The 18,240-nt window shown below is 67.8% G+C and carries 16 protein-coding genes; 5 read left to right on the forward strand and 11 right to left on the reverse strand.

Annotated elements, in window-relative coordinates; translation table 11 throughout:
* Positions 1-2: 2 nt before the first annotated feature.
* From BT264_RS04995 to BT264_RS05015, 4 genes are all read right to left on the reverse strand, one after another.
* Positions 3-1,385 carry an amino acid permease gene (locus tag BT264_RS04995; RefSeq protein ID WP_072436777.1) on the reverse strand — a complete coding sequence of 461 codons (1,383 nt, stop codon included), beginning with the start codon at positions 1,383-1,385 and terminating at the stop codon, positions 3-5.
* Positions 1,386-1,826: 441 nt separating this feature from the next.
* Entirely contained in the window at positions 1,827-2,852 is a 1,026-nt protein-coding gene (locus BT264_RS05005) for a DedA family protein/thiosulfate sulfurtransferase GlpE (protein ID WP_072436776.1), read from the reverse strand.
* A 180-nt stretch (positions 2,853-3,032) separates the two neighbouring features.
* Complete coding sequence (locus BT264_RS05010) at positions 3,033-3,539, reverse strand: cupin domain-containing protein (RefSeq protein WP_072436775.1); 507 nt, start codon at positions 3,537-3,539, stop codon at positions 3,033-3,035.
* Positions 3,540-3,905: 366 nt separating this feature from the next.
* Positions 3,906-4,376 carry a universal stress protein gene (locus BT264_RS05015; RefSeq protein WP_072436774.1) on the reverse strand — a complete coding sequence of 157 codons (471 nt, stop codon included), beginning with the start codon at positions 4,374-4,376 and terminating at the stop codon, positions 3,906-3,908.
* Positions 4,377-4,696: 320 nt separating this feature from the next.
* Here BT264_RS05015 and BT264_RS05020 point away from each other — a divergent pair, with 320 nt between their 5' ends.
* Entirely contained in the window at positions 4,697-6,811 is a 2,115-nt protein-coding gene (locus BT264_RS05020; protein WP_072436773.1) for a PAS domain S-box protein, read from the forward strand.
* Positions 6,808-7,455 (forward strand): response regulator, encoded by a 648-nt coding sequence (locus BT264_RS05025; protein WP_034179559.1) that lies wholly within the window; start codon positions 6,808-6,810, stop codon positions 7,453-7,455. The genes BT264_RS05020 and BT264_RS05025 overlap by 4 nt, the downstream gene beginning before the upstream one ends.
* Before the next feature lie 74 nt (positions 7,456-7,529).
* Here the strand turns inward: BT264_RS05025 and BT264_RS05030 are convergent, their stop codons facing one another.
* Positions 7,530-7,934 carry a lysozyme inhibitor LprI family protein gene (locus BT264_RS05030; protein ID WP_072436772.1) on the reverse strand — a complete coding sequence of 135 codons (405 nt, stop codon included), beginning with the start codon at positions 7,932-7,934 and terminating at the stop codon, positions 7,530-7,532.
* A gap of 342 nt (positions 7,935-8,276) precedes the next feature.
* Here BT264_RS05030 and BT264_RS05035 point away from each other — a divergent pair, with 342 nt between their 5' ends.
* Genes BT264_RS05035 through BT264_RS05045 form a run of 3 tightly spaced genes read left to right on the forward strand, consistent with a single transcriptional unit; the run spans position 8,277 to position 10,593 of the window.
* Positions 8,277-8,879 carry a DUF1326 domain-containing protein gene (locus tag BT264_RS05035; RefSeq protein WP_072436771.1) on the forward strand — a complete coding sequence of 201 codons (603 nt, stop codon included), beginning with the start codon at positions 8,277-8,279 and terminating at the stop codon, positions 8,877-8,879.
* A gap of 23 nt (positions 8,880-8,902) precedes the next feature.
* Complete coding sequence (locus tag BT264_RS05040; protein ID WP_072436926.1) at positions 8,903-9,691, forward strand: DUF2182 domain-containing protein; 789 nt, start codon at positions 8,903-8,905, stop codon at positions 9,689-9,691.
* An 8-nt stretch (positions 9,692-9,699) separates the two neighbouring features.
* Positions 9,700-10,593 (forward strand): DMT family transporter, encoded by an 894-nt coding sequence (locus tag BT264_RS05045; RefSeq protein WP_072436770.1) that lies wholly within the window; start codon positions 9,700-9,702, stop codon positions 10,591-10,593.
* A 128-nt stretch (positions 10,594-10,721) separates the two neighbouring features.
* Here BT264_RS05045 and BT264_RS05050 read toward each other — a convergent pair whose 3' ends face one another.
* From BT264_RS05050 to BT264_RS05075, 6 genes are all read right to left on the reverse strand, one after another.
* Positions 10,722-11,051: a DUF4148 domain-containing protein gene (locus BT264_RS05050; protein WP_072436769.1), complete on the reverse strand. Its 330-nt coding sequence runs from the start codon at positions 11,049-11,051 to the stop codon at positions 10,722-10,724.
* A gap of 224 nt (positions 11,052-11,275) precedes the next feature.
* Positions 11,276-12,151, reverse strand: a complete 876-nt coding sequence (locus tag BT264_RS05055; protein WP_072436768.1) for a PilZ domain-containing protein — start codon at positions 12,149-12,151, stop codon at positions 11,276-11,278.
* A 79-nt stretch (positions 12,152-12,230) separates the two neighbouring features.
* On the reverse strand, positions 12,231-14,810 hold the full coding sequence (locus BT264_RS05060; RefSeq protein WP_072436767.1) for a penicillin-binding protein 1A: 2,580 nt from the start codon (positions 14,808-14,810) through the stop codon (positions 12,231-12,233).
* Positions 14,811-14,984: 174 nt separating this feature from the next.
* Positions 14,985-15,992 carry a trans-3-hydroxy-L-proline dehydratase gene (gene lhpH, locus BT264_RS05065; protein ID WP_072436766.1) on the reverse strand — a complete coding sequence of 336 codons (1,008 nt, stop codon included), beginning with the start codon at positions 15,990-15,992 and terminating at the stop codon, positions 14,985-14,987.
* Between the two features lie 64 nt (positions 15,993-16,056).
* Entirely contained in the window at positions 16,057-17,178 is a 1,122-nt protein-coding gene (locus BT264_RS05070; RefSeq protein WP_072436765.1) for a branched-chain amino acid ABC transporter substrate-binding protein, read from the reverse strand.
* Positions 17,179-17,299: 121 nt separating this feature from the next.
* On the reverse strand, positions 17,300-18,037 hold the full coding sequence (locus BT264_RS05075; RefSeq protein ID WP_034179566.1) for a FadR/GntR family transcriptional regulator: 738 nt from the start codon (positions 18,035-18,037) through the stop codon (positions 17,300-17,302).
* Positions 18,038-18,240 lie beyond the last annotated feature (203 nt).

The raw sequence follows: 18,240 nt of genomic DNA on the forward strand, positions 1-18,240 counted from the left end.
GCTTACGACTTCGTCGGCACCGATGCCGCCGGACGGTTCGCGTAGAACAGCGCATACGCGATGCCGAGCAGCACGATCCACACCGGCCCGATCACGAGCGCGACGCGCGTGTCGGGCGTGAACGCCATCAGCACCACGACCAACGCGAGAAATCCGAGCGCGATATACGAACCCAGCGGATAGAACGGCACGCGGATCGGCAGGCGCGCGATCTTGTCGGCTGAAAGCGTGCGGCGAAAGCGCATCTGCGCGATCAGGATCACGCACCACGTCCAGATCGCGCCGAACGTCGACACCGACGTGAGCCACGTGAACACGTGCTGCGGCGCGAGATAGTTGAGCAGCACGCCGATCAGCAGCAGCGCGACCGACACGATCACGCCGTACACCGGCACGCCGTTGCGGTTCACGCGGCCGAGCTGCGCCGGCGCCTGGCCCTGCTGCGCGAGGTTGTAGAGCATCCGCGCGGTGCTGAACAGGCCGCTGTTGCACGACGACAGCGCCGCGGTCAGCACGACGAAGTTGATGATGCCGGCGGCGGCCGGAATGCCGAGCCGCGAGAACGTCATCACGAACGGGCTGCCCTGCGTGCCGATCTGGTCCCACGGATACAGCGACATGATCACGAACAGCGCGCCGATGTAGAAAATCAGCACGCGCCAGAACACCGAGTTCACGGCCTTCGTCAGCGACTTCTCCGGGTTGCGCGCCTCGCCGGCCGTGAGGCCGAGCATTTCGACGCCGAGATACGCGAACATCACGATCGGCAGCGCGGCGATCACGCCGCCGATGCCGTTCGGCATGAAGCCGCCGTGCGCCCACAGGTTCGAGATGCCGGTCGCGACACCGCCGTTGCCGATGCCGAACGCGATCATCAACCCGCCGCCGACGATCATCAGCACGATCGTGACGATCTTGATCAACGCGAACCAGAACTCGAATTCGCCATACAGCTTGACCGCGATGAAGTTCACCGAACCCATTGCCATGAGCGCCGCGAGCGCCCAGATCCAGTTCGGCACGCCGGGGAACCACATGTGCATGTAGACGCCGACCGCCGTGATTTCCGCCATGCAGGTGACGATCCACACGAACCAGTAGGTCCAGCCGGTCAGGTAGCCCGCGAGCGGGCCGAGGTAGTCGCGCGCGTAGCGGCTGAACGCGCCGGCGACCGGATTGGTGATCGCCATCTCGCCGAGGGCGCGCATGATCAGGAAGATCGCGATGCCGCCCAGCAGGTAGGTCAGCAGGATCGCCGGGCCGGCCGTGCGGATCGCGGTGGCCGAGCCGAGGAACAGGCCGACGCCGATCGTCGCGCCGAGCGCCATCAGGTTGATGTGCCGCTCTTCCAGCCCGCGGTGCAACTGGTCTTCTGGTTGTTTCAAGTCCGTCTCCTGGCAGCCGCGCGCGGGCCGCCGTCATTGTGTCGATGTCAATGCGCGACCGTTCATGCCGATCCCGGCAGCCGAAAACGAAATAATCTCCGCTGTCGTTTTTCGAATGAGAAACGACACGAATACTGCGTCAATCCGACTGGAATCGCCGCGGATTATCCGTATTCTCCGGAACAATCCGGAAAACGGATCGGGCTTTTCACGGAATACGCCCGTTCGGCCCGTGTGACGCGGCTGTGCGCGTGACGAGCGGCAACGGGATCAATCGCTTTCGGCGCGAACGAACGCGCGTCGAATGTGCGCGATCATGCGCAGCAATATGCAGGCGGGATTATATGAATGATCGGAGGTTTCACGCCAGCCGATTTTCGCAAAATCGCGATGCGTGAAACCGCTGGCGGAATTCGAATGCGCGCGACGCCGCGCACGCATTTATTTGGACAGCGTCGCCCTCACCGTATATTCGCCTTCGAGCGCACCGTGTTCGGGGCGCACGAAATAGCGCGACGAATCGAGATCGGCCGGCAGCGGCTCGACCGGATAGCCGTGCTTCTCCCACGCATCGAGGCCGCCCTTCAGCGCCCGGATGTTGTGGATCATCTTCTTGCGCTGCATCTTCGCGATCAGGCGCTTCGCGGTCGCCTCGTTCGGGCACACGCAATAGACGACGATCGGCCGTTTCAGCATTTCCGGGTCGAGCAGATCCGGCGAGTCGAGATCGACCGGCACCGCGCCGGCGATCCGGTACGGCTCGCGTTCGCGGATCGCGCGCGGCCGCGCGTCGAAGATCAGCGGCGGCTCGTCCGACGTCATCATCTCGACGAGCTGCGGCGGCGAGATGCGTACCTGCGCGAGATAGCGGCGGAACTGCACGCGGCGCACCCAGCGGTACAGCAGGAACGTGATGAAGATCGCGAGGAACGCGTCGAGGATCGTGCCGCCGCTCGCGCGCACCCACAGCACGAACTGGACGATCTGGTCGTGAATGGCCGCGCCGCCGACGAGCCAGAACGCGGCCCACAGCGACGCGCCGGCCAAATCCCAGAACAGGAATACGCCCACGCCGATCGCGGTCGTGCCGAGCAGCGGCGCCGACACGAGGCCGAGGCCCGGCAGGAACTTGGACAGCACGAGCAGCGGCGCGCCGTATCTTTCGAATACGTTACGCGCGAAGCGCAGCGTCGTGTCGAGCGACAGCGAGAAGCGCACGAGGCCGTTCAGCAGGCGCCGGCCGCGCGTGCGGCCCATGAAGAACCACAGCGAATCGGCGAGCATCGTCGCGCCGATCGCCGCCGCGAACATGCTGGCCCAGGACGCCTGCCCCATTGCCGCCATCGTGCCGCCGAGAATCAGCATCGGCACGGCCGGCACCGGCACGCCGAGCTGCGTGATCAACACGCTCGCGAACACGGCCCACGGGCCGAGCGACGATGGAATTGCAATGGGAAAGTGCCACACGGCGGCGCTCCTGGAAGACATGCGGGCCGCGCGACGGGGGCCGTCGGACCGGCTGCGCAACGGCCGCCGCGGCACGTCCGCAGCAGACCTTGTGCATCACGGGCATTCTAAACGGGTTTGACCGGGATCGCGCGGAACACACGCGACCGTCACGGGCTTCAGGCCGACGGCTGCACCAAGTTACGCGTCCGGGCGCTGCGCGAGCCTTGCAACGTGCTCCGCGTAGTCGGGAAACGCGGCAGCCAGCGCGGCCGCGTCGGCCAGTTCGAATTCCGCGAACTCGAACCCCGGTGCAACCGTGCAGCCGACCAGCGCGACATGCTCCGGCGACGCGCAGCGCGCACCGAACCAGCGCCCGGCCGGCACGACCGTCTGGAACACCGTGCCCGGATGCGTGAGCGGGTTGCCGAGCCGGTGGATCGTCAGCCCGTCGCGCTCGTCGAGCACCCAAACTTCAAGCGGATCGCCTGCGTAGAAATGCCAGACCTCGTCGGAACGGATCCGGTGCCACGACGAATAGGCGCCGTCGCAAAGCAGGTAGTAGATCGCGGTCGATGCGGCGCGCGGTGCGCCGTCGGCCGGACGCACGACCGAATCGGCCGCACGGTAGGTTTCGCGGAAATAGCCGCCCTCGGGGTGCGGCTGCAGGTCGAACTGGCGGATCAGGTCGGTGGCGGAAATCGGCATGGCGGATGACGTCGGTAACGTGAGAAACCGGCATCCGGCTACGGCCCGGTTCGTCGCGGATGCGACCGGGTGCCGCCGGATACCGCTGCGTCGATCGCCGCGGCCATGCGCGCGGCGAGGAATCGGACACGGTCGATGCTGCCAGAACTGCGGGTCGGGATGCAACCCGCGGGCGTCAATGGCGCCTATGTGTGCGCATCCGGGGCGCCCTCTCGTCCGGACGACGCATGCGTCGAACGCGACAGGCGCACTCACGCGCGCTGCGCCGATCAGCGCGTCGCGCGTTCCATCAGGCAGACATCCGGCAAAGGCGCGCGGCAGTCTCCTGCCCGCAACCGCTCATGCGTCAGCAACGCACCGCATGCATCACGCGGTCGCCGGCGCGCCCGGCTCGCTGTGCCGCACCAGCAGCACGGGCCGGTCGGCCGTGCGCAGCAGCGATTCAGCGACGCTGCCGAGCAACAGCCGGCGCAGCCCGTGCCGCCCGCTCGTGCCCATTACGATCAGGTCGGCATCGGTTTCGGCCGCCGTGCGCATCAGCACCGTGGCGACATCCTCGCCGTACGCGTCGAGCGCGCGCACGGTGCCCGGCACGTGCTGCTGAGCGAGCTCCGCTTTCGCAGCGTCGAGCACCGGCGTCGCAGCGGCGGTGGCCGCCGCATCGCCATCGCGCTCGGCTGCGAAGCCCGCGTCGACGTCGACGAGCTGCGGCCGATGCTCGACGACATACGCGCAGGTGACCTCGCCGCCGGACGCCGCCGCGATCCGGATCGCCTCGTTCAGCGCGAGACGCGCGCTCGGGCCGCCGTCGAGCCCGACGAAAATCCGCTTGTACATGGTCCGTTCCTCCGACCGGGCATGCGTCGCGCGTTGTACGACGACGGCCCGTTACCGCAAGCCGGCCCGGTGCCGGCTCGCCTGCCGAACAGTCTGCCCCACGTGCCGACGCGCTCGTTGACGCGCGTCAAGCGCGGCCGGCGCACCCGCTGCTCCGTGCCGTTTGCCGCATTTTCAGCCGACCCTATTACATAAAACGTGTAAAACGCGCACAATTTCATCTTCAAAATAGACGCTGTACGCAGCCGGTGCGAGTTTTGCCCGGTTTTGCCGCGCTGCCCGAGTGCTGCGGGCCGCCCCGACAACAGAATGGCCATCGAATGACCGCCAGTGGAACCCCGACGCGTGATTCCCGAGGGCCCACGCGCCTCCAGAGCATGTTACGCCAGCCGCTTGCGGCTGGCATCGTCGCGCTGTGCGTCGGCGCGGTGCTGTCGCTCGGCGTCGCGCTGCTGGTGCGCGAGCAGTGGCAAGGCGCCGTCCGTACGCGCTTCGAGCGCCGCACGACGCACGTGACCGCGATGCTGCGCCACGAGCTGCAGTCCGGCGTCGCCGTGCTCGAAGGCGCGCGCGGCGCATTCAGCCTCGTCCCGGAAATGACGCCCGAGCAATGGCGCCGGTATGCGGAGACGCTCGATCTCGACAGCGGCCGCTCGCCGGTCCGGCAGATCGGCTATGTGCCGCTGCCGCCCGCGACACGCAGCGCCCTCGCCGGCTCGAAACCGATGCCGGGCGGCGCGCTCGCGGCCGCGGCGCTCAGCGCGCCCCCGTCGAGTTCGCCCGTCGTGCGCTTCGGCACGTCCGACGCGGCGCCGCTGGCGCGCGCGCTGCAAACCGGCGACATCGCGCTCGGCGTTCACCCGGCCGACGACGACACGTCCCGCGACGCGCGCACCCTCACACTGTTCCTGCCCGTGAGCGCCTCGCCGCATGCGGCCGCCACGCCGTCCGGCACGCGCGAAGCCGGCGCCGACGGGATGCTGTTCGCAGCGCTGAGCCCGCGGCGCCTGGTCGAGCGCGCACTCGACGCGGAACGCGGGATCGACCTGTGGATGACCGCCGGCGGCGATCCGCGCGCGATCGCCAGCGTCGAAACGACGACCGACGAGGCATTGGCTTCGCCCGACCTGTTGCGGCGCACCGACGTGCTGAATTTCGGCGGCACCGTGCTGACGCTCGCCTATTCCGCTGACGGCCGCCCGAGCGCAACCGGCGCGCAGCGCGCGGCCGGCACCGTGCTTGCCGCCGGACTGATCGCGTCGTTCGCGTTCGCGGCGCTCGTCCATGCGCTGATGCGCGGCCGGTCCGGCGCCACGGCCGATTCCGGCGCGAGCAGCCGCGGCATCCTCAACGAGGCGCGGATGATGGGCATTATCCGTTCGTCGATGGAAGCGATCATCACGATCGACGAGAAGCAAACGGTCGTGATCTTCAATCCGATGGCCGAGCAGGTGTTCGGCGTGTCCGCGATGGAGGCGATCGGCGCGCCGCTGTCGCGCTTCATCCCCGAGCGGTTCCGCGCCGCGCACGCGAGGCATGTCGACCAGTTCGGCGTGACAGGCGTTTCCGAGCGGCAGATGGGCCGCCAGCGCGTGCTGTTCGGGCTGCGCGCCAGCGGCGAGGAATTTCCGATCGAGGCGTCGATCTCGCAGATTCGCGACGCGTCGGGCAAGCTCTATACGGTGATGCTGCGCGACATCACCGAGCGGCTGCGCGCCGAGAATGCACTGAAGCAATCGCGCGAGGAATTGCGCGAACTGTCGGCGAACCTGCAGAACGTGCGTGAAGAAGAAAAGACGCGCATCGCACGCGAGCTGCACGACGACCTCGGCCAGCAACTCACCGCGCTGAAGATGGACCTGTCGGTGGTCGAGCAGCAGTTACGCGTGCCCGGCCGCGCGCAGCCGGACGAAGGCATGCTGTCGCATCTGCAGGGCATGCGGCGGCTGATCGACGCGACGGTCGCGTCGGTGCGGCGCATCGCGGCCGACCTGCGGCCGGTGATGCTCGACGATCTCGGCCTCGTGCCCGCGATCGAATGGCTCGCGAACGATTTCACGAACCGCTACGGGATCGATGTCGAGCGTCACATCGAAACGGGCGGCCTTACGTTCACCAGCGCGGGCGCGACCACGCTGTTCCGGATCGTCCAGGAAGCGCTGACGAACGTTGCGCGCCATGCGGATGCGACGCGCGTCGCGCTGCGGCTCGACATCGAGGACGGCTTCTGCGTGCTGCGCGTCGCGGACAACGGCCGCGGCGCGGCGCCCGGCGGCACGGTCCACGAGGACAAATCGTTCGGCCTGATCGGCATTCGCGAACGCGCGCACATGCTCGGTGGTACCGTGACGATCGACACCGCGCTCGCGCGCGGTTTCTCGATTACCGTCGCGTTACCGCTCAGTACCGTCCAACAGGAAACCCTCATCACATGATCAAGGTGCTCATCGCCGACGACCATACGCTCGTGCGCGACGGTCTGCGGCACATCCTCCAGAACGCCAGCGGATTCGAGGTGGCCGGCGAAGCCTGCGACGGCCCGTCGACGATCGCGCTCGTTCGCTCGACACCCGCGCAGGTGCTCGTGCTCGACCTGTCGATGCCGGGCCGCAACGGCGTCGAACTGATCAAGCAGATCAAGGACGAGAAGCCCGCGCTGCGCGTGCTCGTGCTGACGATGCACGCGGAACAGCAATATGCGGTACGCGCGTTCCGCGCGGGTGCGTCAGGCTATCTGACGAAGGAAAGCGCGAGCGCCGAATTGGTCGGCGCGGTCACGAAGGTGGCGTCGGGCGGCGTCTACGTGAGCCTCGCGATGGCCGAGCAGTTCGCGCAGAGCCTGAACGAGCCGGCCGAGACGCTGCCGCACCAGCGGCTGTCCGATCGCGAATTCGACGTGTTCCGACGGATCGCCGCCGGCCAGACGCTGACCGAGATCGCGCACGCGCTGTGCGTGAGCGCGAAGACGGTCAGCACCTACAAGACGCGAATCCTGGAAAAGATGCAGATGCCGCACGAAGCGGCGCTGGTGCGTTACGCGATGCGGCACAAGCTGCTCGACGAAACGGACGACGTGTAACGGACGACGTGTAGCAGCGGATGGCGGCTTGACCGGCCGCGCGGCATGCGGCCGGTAACGGTTCGTGACTTTTCCTACCTGGCTGGCACCGGGCATGCGAGATCGCCTTCCTCGCAGGACAGATAGGCCTTCAGCGTTTCCGTACGCGCTTTCGTCAGATCGTCGAGGCAGGTCGATACGACCATCGGATACACACTGCCGCCCTCGGCATTCGCGCTGGAGAAACTGCATTCGGCATCGCGGTACGCGATCCACGCCCGCTGCGCATTCACGAGTTTGTCGGCAAGCGGCCGTGCATCGCGCAGGCGCGCGGTGACGGACTGGTAGGTCCGGTTCAAATCCCCGTCGGATTTCTTGTACGCGCGATCGGCACACGCCGTCATCGTCGCCTGATCCGTTGCGTCCGCACAATTCGCCTGTGCATGGGCGACGTTCGCCGCGAGTGCCAGCGAGCACAGCAGACCGGTCAAGACACGCATGGATGCTCCTTGTTGTTCGTTGAAGTCGTGGAAGCCGGTGCGGAGCATGACGCCCCTGCCGCGCCTCGGCGCGCGGCGACACCGTCCGCGATGCTAGCGCACGCGCGTCCGCTTGTCAGCCGGCATCATGCTCGCGCGTCGGCTTGCATATCATCCACGCGCACCTACACTGGAAAAATTGATACGCCGCTTCAGGCCAGCGCTATCGCGTCCATCCCGTCCCGCTTCCGCGCATTTCTCAGCGCATTTCGCGTTCGTGCCGCCGAGCGGGCGTGACGTTTCGTCAGCCGGTTTCCTCTGCCTTGCGCAACGCGCGATCGCCGTCGCTCTCTGGAGGAAATCATGAGCTATCACCTGGAAGGCCGTCTGCTCGAGGTCTGCAACTGTCGCGTACTGTGCCCGTGCTGGATCGGCGAGGATCCGGATTTCGGCGTGTGCGACACCATCGTCGCATGGCATGTCGACAAGGGCACGGTCGACGGCGTCGACGTCGGCGGCAACACGATCGCCGCGGTGTGCCGCGTGCCGGGCAATATCCTGGAAGGCAACTGGACGGCTGCGATCTACGTCAGCGACACGGCGTCCGACGAGCAGGAGCAGGCGCTCCTCAAGGTCTATACGGGACAGGCCGGCGGCCCGATCGCCGAACTCGCGAAACTGATCGGCAAGGTCGTGTCGATCGAGCGCGCACCGATCCGGTTCGACGTCGAAGGCGCGCGCGGCACGCTGTCGATCGGCACCGACTATCACGCGGAACTCGAGCCGTACCTGGGCCCGAGCGGCGCGCAGACGACGCTGACCGACACCGTGTTCTCGACCGTGCCCGGCGCCCCCGTGTTCGTCGGCAAGGCGCCCGTCTACCGGTCGAAGAATGCGGCGATCGGCATCGACGTCGATCTGAAGAATCACAACGCGTTGCAGAGCACGTTCCTGTTCGACGCGTGAATCGCGATCGCACGGAAACGGCCATGGCAGCGTCGCTGCATCGGCGCCTGTTTCCGCTCGTGCTCACGAGCCTGGTTGGATTCGCGTGGGTCACGCTGTGGGCGTGGACGCGCAGTCCGTACGGGCGTTATCTCGAGCACGGCGACGGTGCCGCCTCCGAACCGTTCAGCGCGCTTTGTCGCGCGCTGCCTGGCGGCGCGCTATGGCTGCCGGCCGTGCTCGACGCGGCCGCCTGGACGCTGATGATCCTTGCGATGATGCTGCCGACGACGCTGGCGCTGTTCAATGCGTTCGCGCGCGTCGTCGCGAACCGCCCCGACCAGGCGCGCCTGCTCGCGCTCGTCGGCGTAGGCTACATCGTCGTGTGGAGCGGATTCGGCCTCGTCGCGCACGGCCTGCATGCACTGGTGCTGACGGGCGTCGCGCATGTGCCGGCGCTCGCGTGGCGCGGCTGGCTGATCGGCGCGGCCGTGTTTGCGCTCGCCGGCGCATTTCAGTTCAGTTGGCTGAAGGAACACTGCCTGGACCGGTGCCGCACCCCTTTCAGTTTCGTGATCAGCCGCTGGCGCGGCCGCACGCCGTTGCGCAACGCATTTGCGCTGGGCGCAAGCCACGGGCTCTTCTGCGTCGGGTGCTGCTGGGCGCTGATGCTGCTGATGTTCGTCGTCGGCGCCGGCAGTCTCGGCTGGATGCTGTCGCTCGCCGCGCTGATGGCCATCGAAAAGAATGCGGCGTGGGGGCGGCAGCTCACGGCGCCGCTCGGCGCCGCGCTGTTCGGCGTGGCCATGCTGATCGTCGCGAACCACGCGTGAGGCCCGCGATGCGCCCGCCCGCCTCCGCATTCGCGCTGCACGTACGGCCGGGCGTGCGGGTCGCCGCGCTGACGTCCGTCGCGATGCTCGCCTTCGCGTCGAATTCGCTGCTGTGCCGGCTCGCGCTGCAGGCCGGGCGGATCGACGCGGCCAGCTTCGGCAGCCTGCGCCTCGTGTCGGGCGCGCTGATGCTCGCGATCGTTGCCCGCGCGGGTGCGCGACGGCCCGCCCCGCCCGCGGACTGGCCCGCGGCGGCGATGCTGTTCGCCTATGTCGCGTGCTTCTCGTTCGCGTACCTGACCGTCAGTGCCGCAACCGGCGCGCTGATCCTGTTCGGCGCCGTGCAACTGACGATGTTCGCGGCGGGATGGCGCGCAGGCGAACGGTTCGCCCCGGCGGGCTGGGCCGGGTTCGGCGTCGCGCTCGGCGGGCTGCTGTATCTCGTGTCGCCGGGGCTCGCGGCGCCGACGCCGCAAGGCGCCGCGCTGATGACCGTCGCCGGCATTGCATGGGGCATCTATTCGATACGCGGCCGCAAGCCTGCCGATCCGGTCGCGGCGACCGCCAGCAACTTCCTGCGTGCCGCACCGCTGGCGCTCGCATTGAGCGTCGCGCTCGCCGCCCGCATGCGCGTGACGCCGGCCGGCGTCGCGCTTGCCGTGCTTTCCGGTGCGCTCACCTCGGGCCTCGGCTACATCGTCTGGTATGCCGCGCTGCGGCACCTCACGGCCATGCGCGCCGCGGCAATCCAGTTGTCCGTACCGCCGATCGCCGCGTGCGGCGCCGTGCTGTTCCTGTCCGAACAGCCGACCTGGCGGCTCGCGCTCGCATCGGCCGCCATCCTCGGTGGCGTCGCGGTCGTGCTCGCGACTCGTGCCCGCCGCGCGGGCACCGCGTCGTAATGCCAGGCAGGCGCACCGCGCTCGCCCCGGCTCATTCGGTCATGCGGAAACGAAAAACCCGTACACGGATACCGTGCACGGGTTTTGGGGAAACCGCAAACCGGGCACCGTTGCGGGCGCCGGCCCGCTTAGTGGCCGAAGTACACCGACGTGCGATCGGCGGCGGCCGGCACGACCACGCGCTGGCCCGACTGCGACGTCGCGGCGGCATTCGCGCCGTAGCCCGTTGCGTCAGCCTGCGCGCCGGTGTTCTGCGCTGCGGCGATCTTTGCCTGCGCGGCCTGGATGTTTTCCGGATAGTTCACCCAGTCGTTCGGGTTGTAGCCGGCCTTTTCGAGCTGGACCAGCTCGGCGCGCACTTGCGCGCGCGTCAGCGGCTGCTGGTTCGATTGGGCAAACGAGACGACCGGTGCGGCCACCAGGGCGGCCAGTGCAACTGCCTTGATCAGCGATTTCATGATGCGTTACCTCCAGGATTGTTTTGTCAGGCGCTTCGGACTCGGGGTCGTTGCGCATGAGTAGAAGTCTAGGAGGCGTGACTATCAGGGTAAATACTTAAATCGCAAATTCACTGTTGACGGAAACCGTACAATTTCGCCGGAATAGCCTCAATCATCAGACGATTGTCGACATTCATACGCCGAATGCTGCGATACAGCATCTGGCGCGCGCGGCCCACGCGTCAGCGCGATTGATCGATGTCCACCGACGCCATCAGCCTGTCGAACAGCAGGGCCTTGAGGCGGACCAGATCGTCGGCGCCGGTCTCGCCGAACGCCGCGTGATGCAGCGTCAGTGCCGGCGCCGCCGGATCGGCATGCACGGCCCGCACCGTGCCGTCGAGCGCCAGCTGCTCGACGCGGTCGCCCGCCGCGTACGGCAGCAGCACGCGCAACGGCTCTCCGCTTGCGGCGATCGTCCGGTCGACCGCGATCGACAGCCCGCTCAGGCTGATGTCGTGCACCATTCCGATGCCTTCCACCCCGTCGGCTCCCCCCGTGCAGCAGGCCGCGATCCGCGCCGGCACGCGCGGCTCCGCGCGCGTACGCAGCCGGTCGACGAAGCCGGGCGGCGACAGAATCATGAACCGCGCGGCGCCCGACACCTGCACCGACTCGACCGTCGCGCCGAAACGGGACACCGCGGCCCGGCCGATCGCTACCGCTTCGATGTCGTCGCCGCGCGCGAAGTCGAACACGGCCGCCGGCTGCGGCTCGACGAACAGCGCGCCCGACGCGGCGATGCCGATCAGCCGGAAGCGCTGCAGTCCGCGTGTCGTGCCGACCCGGCGGCGGATGCCGATCGCGGCACCGGCCGACAGCCCCATGCGCGGGGCGGGCGGCACCGCGCCATGCGCGCGCGGCTCGGCATCGGCGTCATCGCGCATGCGCACGGGCCGGAAATGGTCGAACAGGAAAGCATGCTGCGCGGCATCGCTCAGCGTCGTGCCGGCCGGCAGCAGCGCGGCGCCGTCGGCATCGTAGAGATCGAAGCCGAGCGGAACGCCAACGCAGAGGTCGTCGCGCGCTAGCGCGACGTAGTCGGTGGGAGGTCGCATCGGAGAGGCGCGGAACGACCGCGCGAACTGTCGTGACAACATGATTACGGCAGCATCGCGCGAAATCTGAACGGCGTCGTTACTGCGAGGCGCCCGTCGCGTCGGGAGCGACCGGCGCGGGCGGCTGGGCCGGCGTGGCGGCCGGCGCAGCACCGATGCCCGCACTGCCGTCGCTCGTCGTACTTGCGCCCACTGCCGGGGGCTGCGCTGTCTGCGGTTGCGATGCGCCTGGCGACAATGCAGCGGCCGATGCGGCCACTTCGGACGCCGGTATCCATTCCTCGACGATGCCGCCGGACGCCGCTTCGGGCGCCGATGCCGCCGACGCGGCCGATGCAGCGCCTTCGTCGGCCTCCGATGAAGGCTCCATGCGCTGCGTCCTGACCGGCGCGGGCGCCTTCGTCGGCTCGGGCCTGAACCACGTGTCGAACAGATCCGTCGCACGCTCGCGCAGCGACGCGAACCAGCCGGGCGACGGCTCGGTATCGAATTTCGCCTTCGTGTCGACGATCCGGGCGCGCTGCGCGCGCTGGAGGAAATCGCCGACGATCGGCAGCGCACTGTGCGCGCCCTGTCCCCAGTAATCGCTGCGCAGCGTCACGCGGCCGTCGTCGAAACCGACCCACGCACCGGCGACGAGGCCGGGCTGCATCAGGATGAACCAGCCGTCCGCGTTGTCCTGCGTCGTGCCCGTCTTGCCGGCTACATCGCCGCGAATGCCGAAGCGCGTGCGGATGCTGCCGCCGGTGCCGCGCGTCACGACATCGCGCATCACGTCGAGCAGCGTCTTGTCGGTTTCGGCGTCGAGTGCGCGCTCGGGCGGCGACGGCGCGTACTCGGCGAGCACGTCGCCCTGGCGGTTCTCGATGCGCGTCACCATTTGCGGCTCGACGTAGAGGCCGCCGTTCGCGATCGTCGCGTACGACGCGACCATCTCCTTCAGCGTGACCGGGCTCGTGCCGAGCGCGAGCGACGGCACGCGTTCGAGCGGGCTTTCGCGCACGCCCATGTCGCGCGCGAGCCGTGCGACCGCCGCCGGCCCGACCTTCTCCATCACCTGCGCGGTAATCCGGTTGCGCGACAGCGCGACCGCGTCGCGCAGCGTCATCGGCTTGCCCGTCGGCGGCACGTCGTCGTTCGGCCGCCAGATCTCGCCGCCCTTCAGCGGGATCTCGACCGGCTGGTCGATGAACGTGTCCTCCGGCTTCATCCCGCCCGCGAACGCGGCGCCATAGACGAACGGCTTGAACGTCGAGCCCGGCTGGCGCCGTGCCTGCGCGACGTGGTCGAACGGCTCGTTGGTAAAGTCGCGGCTGCCCACCCACGCGCGGATCTGCCCGTCGCGCGGATCGATCGCGAGGAAGCCGGCCTGCACGTCGGTCTTCGTCTTGCACAGCGCGCGCATGAAGCCGCGGTCGGCCGCGAGCAGCTTCATCGCGGCCGCGTCGTCCTTGCCGGCGTCCTGCGCGGCCTTGTACTCGGGCGACTCGCGCATGAAGGTGCGGAACACCTCGTTGTCGGTGCCGCAGCCGTCGCGGCCGCTCCACGCGTTGTTCGCGATGCCCTGCAGCTGATTGCCCTGCAGCGTGAGCGCCTGCGTCGCCATCTGCTGCAGCCGCGAGTCGATCGTCGTGCGCACGATCAGTCCGTCCGAGTAGATGTTGTAGTCGTTGCGGTCGGCCCACGCGATCAGCCATTTGCGCAACTGCTGCGCGAAATGCGGCGCCGGCCCCGGCGGCTCCTTCTGGCGCTCGAAATCGATGCGCAGCGGCCTGCGCTGCAACTGCGCGAACTGCGCCGTCGACAGCTTGCCGTACTTCACCATCTGGCCGAGCACCGTGTTGCGCCGCTGCAGCGCACGCTCGGGGTTCAGCACCGGGTTGTAGTAGCTGTTGCCCTTCAGCATTCCGACGAGCGTCGCGCTGTCGAGCACGTCGAGTTCGTCGGCCGACTTGTCGAAATAGGTGCGCGCGGCCATCTCGACGCCGTACGCGTTGTACAGGAACGGCACCGTGTTCAGGTAGGTCTCGAGAATCTGGTCCTTGCTGTAGACGGCCTCGATCTTCAGCGCGGTGATGGCTTCCTTCACCTTGCGCGTGAGCGTCGGCGCACGGCCGATCTCGTCCGGATACAGGTTGCGAGCGAGCTGCTGCGTGATCGTCGAGCCGCCCTGGCGGCTGCCCGAGAACGTATGGAGCGCGGCCGATGCGGTGCGTTTCCAGTCGAGGCCGTGATGCTCGTAGAAGCGATGATCCTCGGTCGCGATCAGCGCGTCGACCATATGCGGCGAGATCTGCTTGAGCGGCACCCACTCGCGGTTCGACGGCTTGAATTCGGCCAGTAGCTTGCCGTCGGCGGACAGCACCTGCGCGGGCTGGTCGACGCGCGCCTTGCGGATGTCGCCGATGCCCGGCGTGAACGGGATCAGCGCGATCACGTACAGCACGAACAGCACCGGCACGCCGGCCGCCGTGAGCAGTACGCCGCGGCGCGTGGGACGACGGAGATGCTGCCACGCGGCGGCGGCGAGAGGCTTGACCCTCGCGACGGCGGCAGCCGCGACGGCTTGGGCGCGCGCAACCCAGCTGGCACAGAAGTCACGCACTGACGACACGTTTCGGCGATTCACGCGGGTGGAGCTCGGCTGAAAAGGGTGCATCGTACCAAAACTCGCGCGGCCCGCCGGCCGTGGCGGCCTTGCGCCCTCGCGCACCGCACGGCTTCGCGACCGGCCGCACGCAAAAAAGGCGCGTGCCCCCGCAACGGGAACGACGCGCCAGGCCTGGTACGACAACCGGGTGGCCGCGCGACGGCGGCCGATCGGCGCTGCTGCTCAGCGCACGAGAAAACCGTAGGTCAGCGGATCGCGCTCGTCGACGATCCAGTTCGCGAAACCGCAGATATGCGCGCTGCCTTCCACTTCCGGGATCACGGCCGGGATGTCGCCGACCGTCGTCTCGCGCAGCACGCGCCCCTTGAAGATCGTGCCGACGATCGATTCGTTGACGAGCGTGTCGCCGGCCGCGAGCAGCCCGCGCTGGTACAGCTGCGCGACGCGCCCGCCGGTGCCGGAGCCGGTCGGCGAGCGGTCGACCTCGCGATCCGCGAACACGCAGCAGTTCGCCTGCGTCGAGCCCGGATGGCGCGGCGCGTTCGCGATGATCGTGCCGTAGATATGGTTGATTTCCGGAATCTCCGGATGCATGACCGGGTACTTCGCGTTCGCGGCGGCCTTCACTTCCGCACCGAAGCGGATCAGCTTTTCCACCGCCGCTTCGCGCACCGGCAGGTCGAACGGCGCGCCGTCGACGTAGAAATAGAACGCGCCGCCATACGCGATGTCGCCGGTCACGGTGCCGAACGACGGCGTATCGACCGACACGTCGCGCCGCCAGATGAACGACGGCACGTTGACGAAGCGCACGGGCCCCGCATGCTCGCCGTCCCACCTGACGAAGGCCTCGATGAAGCCGCACGGCGCGTCGATGCCGACCCACGTTTCCGGCATCGTGCGCTGCACCCAGCCGAGTTCGACCGCGGCGGTCGACAGCGCGATCACGCCGTGCCCGCAATGGTCGCTGTAGCCTTCGTTGTGCACGAAGATCACCCCGAAATCGGCGTTCGGCGACACGGGCTCGGTCAGGTAGCCGCCGTACATGTCGGCGTGGCCGCGCGGTTCGAACATCAGCGCGCGGCGGATCTCGTCGGCGTTCTCCTTGAGCCATGCGCGACGCTGGACGATCGTGTCGCCAGGCAGGCGCGGCAGCCCGCTCGTGACGATGCGGAACGCTTCGCCGCCCGTATGGACTTCGACGGTGGAAAGGGATCGGGAAATTTTCATGTTCGGTCGAATGCGTTGAAACGAAGGACGGCGGCCGGGCCGCCGTCCGATGGCGGGCTGGCCGTTACTTCGCGTACGGCTCGGGCAGGCCGTTGCGGATCACGTAGACGGACGTCGGCGCGCCCTTCAGGTCGCCGTTCGCGTCGAACGAATAGGTGCCCGCGACGCCCGCATAGTTCGACTTCGCGAGCTGCGCGATCAGCTTCGCCTTGTCGGTGGTCGTGCCGGCCTTGACCATCGCGTCGGCGAGCAGCTTCACGCCGTCGTAGTAGTTGACGCCGTAGACCTGCGTGTCCGTGTGATAAGCGTCGTGGTACTTCTTCAGGAATTCGCGCCCGGCCGGCGTTTTCTCGAGCGCGACGCCGCCCTGCGCGCAGTAGACGATCGATGCCGCATCGCCCGCCACCTTGCCCATGTCGGCCGAGCAGATGCCGTCGCCGCCGAGCAGCTTCGCGCGCAGCCCGCGCTGCTTCATCTGCTTGGCCATCGGCGCGCCCTGCGCCGCATAACCGCCGAAGAAGATCACGTCCGGGTTGCCCGCCTTGATCTTGGTGAGAATGCCGAGGAAATCGGTGGCCGACGAACTCGTGTATTCCTGGTCGACGATCTTGATCCCGTTCGCCTTCGCGATGTTCATGAACTGCTCGGCGACGCCCTGCCCGTATGCGGTGCGATCGTCGACGACGGCCGCGGTTTTCGCGTTCAGCGTCTTCGCGGCGAACGTGGCCATCGTGCCGCCGAGCTGCTCGTCGCTCGCGCCGATCCGGAAGATGTTCTTGAAGCCCTGCTTCGTGAGTGCCGGATTCGACGCGACCGGCAGGATCGGCACGCCTGCATTCGAATACACGCGCGATGCCGGGATCGCGACGCCCGAGTTGTACGGCCCGAGCACCGCGACGACACCCTTGTCGACGAGGTTCTGCGCGACCTGCACGCCGGCCTTCGGGTCGGCCTGGTCGTCGTCTGAAATCAGCTTGAACGTGACGGTCTTGCCGGCCACCTTCACGCCGGCCTTGTTGAGTTCGTCGACGGCAAGGCGCGCGCCGTTTTCATTGTCCTTGCCGTTCGCGGCCTGCGGGCCCGTCAGCGGCGCCGAATGGCCGATCATCACGACTTCCTGCGCGTGCGCGGAAGTCAGCGCGCCGGCGGCAACGGCCACCGAGAGCGCGGTAACGAGATGTCGCATGATGTCTCCTGATTGGTTTTGTGTGAAACCAATGTAGGACACGCGTGGTCACATCGCAAGCAATTTCAAAATAATTTTCGCGATTCTGGTCATATTTCAGACCAGAACGAAGCCGTGCACGTCACTTCGGCGCGATGTCGCGCCGCACGCGGCGGATATGCTGCTCGACATAGAACGCAGCCGCATCGGCATCTCCGGACACGATCGCCTCGTAGATCAGCCGGTGTTCGGACACGTAGAGCCGGATCCGGCCCGCGTCGTAGATGCCGTCGTCCTTCAGCCGCTTCCAGAGCGGCTGGTCCATCGTCTTCGCGACCTCGTCCGCGATCTTCACGATCAGCGGATCGCCGGTCATCAGCGCGAGCTGCCGGTGGAACAGCCGGTCGCTCTCGTTCCACAGCGCGCGCTGGTGCGGATCGTCGACGTCGGTGATGGTTTCCATCTGCGCGAGATAGCGCTCGGCGCCCGGGTCGGCGCGGCCGTGCGAGGCAGCGAGGCGCGCGATCGCGGGTTCCAGGATCAGCCGCACGTCGAGCGTCGACGTCGGGCTGAAATCGGCCTCGGACGCCGCCCGCATGTCGCCGCGTTCCGCGAGCACGTCGAGCGGCGACGCGACGACGTAGGTGCCAGAATTGCGCTTCGTGAACACCAGCCCTTCGTTCTGCAGCGCGCCGAGCGCCTCGCGCACGGCCGGCCGGCCGACCTGGAACAGCACCGCGAGCTCGCGCTCGGACGGCAGCCTCGAATCGGCCGCGTAGCGCCCCGCGCGAATCTCGTCGCGGATCTTCTCGGCGACCTGCTCGTAGATCTGCAGCGGCCTGAAACCGCCTTCGAGTGATTCGGGACGCGCGGACATCATCGTATGGCTCCTGCCCGGTCGCGGGCGTGGACTTGGAATGGGTTCGCACTATACCGGAGCGGCGCCGGCATCGAGACCACGGCGACCCTTTTGGACAGATATTAGAACCAAAACCGGCGCTTCGGTTTATTTCCCGGGTTGCCGGTGCGATGGAAAGTGGTATAGATTCGATCCACACTGCCACCGTGTCACGGTATCCGGCA

This window comes from Burkholderia sp. NFPP32 (assembly GCF_900119325.1).
GTDB lineage: Bacteria > Pseudomonadota > Gammaproteobacteria > Burkholderiales > Burkholderiaceae > Burkholderia > Burkholderia pyrrocinia_C.

What these genes read in the sequence shown, in the direction of transcription:
- BT264_RS05010 (WP_072436775.1), bottom strand. Translation starts at nt 3,539, where the DNA reads ATGCCGATTTCCGCCACCGACCTGATCCGCCAGTTCGACCTGCAGCCG.
- BT264_RS05015 (WP_072436774.1), bottom strand. Translation starts at nt 4,376, where the DNA reads ATGTACAAGCGGATTTTCGTCGGGCTCGACGGCGGCCCGAGCGCGCGT.
- BT264_RS05020 (WP_072436773.1), top strand. Translation starts at nt 4,697, where the DNA reads ATGACCGCCAGTGGAACCCCGACGCGTGATTCCCGAGGGCCCACGCGC.
- BT264_RS05025 (WP_034179559.1), top strand. Translation starts at nt 6,808, where the DNA reads ATGATCAAGGTGCTCATCGCCGACGACCATACGCTCGTGCGCGACGGT.
- BT264_RS05030 (WP_072436772.1), bottom strand. Translation starts at nt 7,934, where the DNA reads ATGCGTGTCTTGACCGGTCTGCTGTGCTCGCTGGCACTCGCGGCGAAC.
- BT264_RS05035 (WP_072436771.1), top strand. Translation starts at nt 8,277, where the DNA reads ATGAGCTATCACCTGGAAGGCCGTCTGCTCGAGGTCTGCAACTGTCGC.
- BT264_RS05040 (WP_072436926.1), top strand. Translation starts at nt 8,903, where the DNA reads ATGGCAGCGTCGCTGCATCGGCGCCTGTTTCCGCTCGTGCTCACGAGC.
- BT264_RS05045 (WP_072436770.1), top strand. Translation starts at nt 9,700, where the DNA reads ATGCGCCCGCCCGCCTCCGCATTCGCGCTGCACGTACGGCCGGGCGTG.
- BT264_RS05050 (WP_072436769.1), bottom strand. Translation starts at nt 11,051, where the DNA reads ATGAAATCGCTGATCAAGGCAGTTGCACTGGCCGCCCTGGTGGCCGCA.
- BT264_RS05055 (WP_072436768.1), bottom strand. Translation starts at nt 12,151, where the DNA reads ATGCGACCTCCCACCGACTACGTCGCGCTAGCGCGCGACGACCTCTGC.
- BT264_RS05060 (WP_072436767.1), bottom strand. Translation starts at nt 14,810, where the DNA reads ATGCACCCTTTTCAGCCGAGCTCCACCCGCGTGAATCGCCGAAACGTG.
- lhpH (WP_072436766.1), bottom strand. Translation starts at nt 15,992, where the DNA reads ATGAAAATTTCCCGATCCCTTTCCACCGTCGAAGTCCATACGGGCGGC.
- BT264_RS05070 (WP_072436765.1), bottom strand. Translation starts at nt 17,178, where the DNA reads ATGCGACATCTCGTTACCGCGCTCTCGGTGGCCGTTGCCGCCGGCGCG.
- BT264_RS05075 (WP_034179566.1), bottom strand. Translation starts at nt 18,037, where the DNA reads ATGATGTCCGCGCGTCCCGAATCACTCGAAGGCGGTTTCAGGCCGCTG.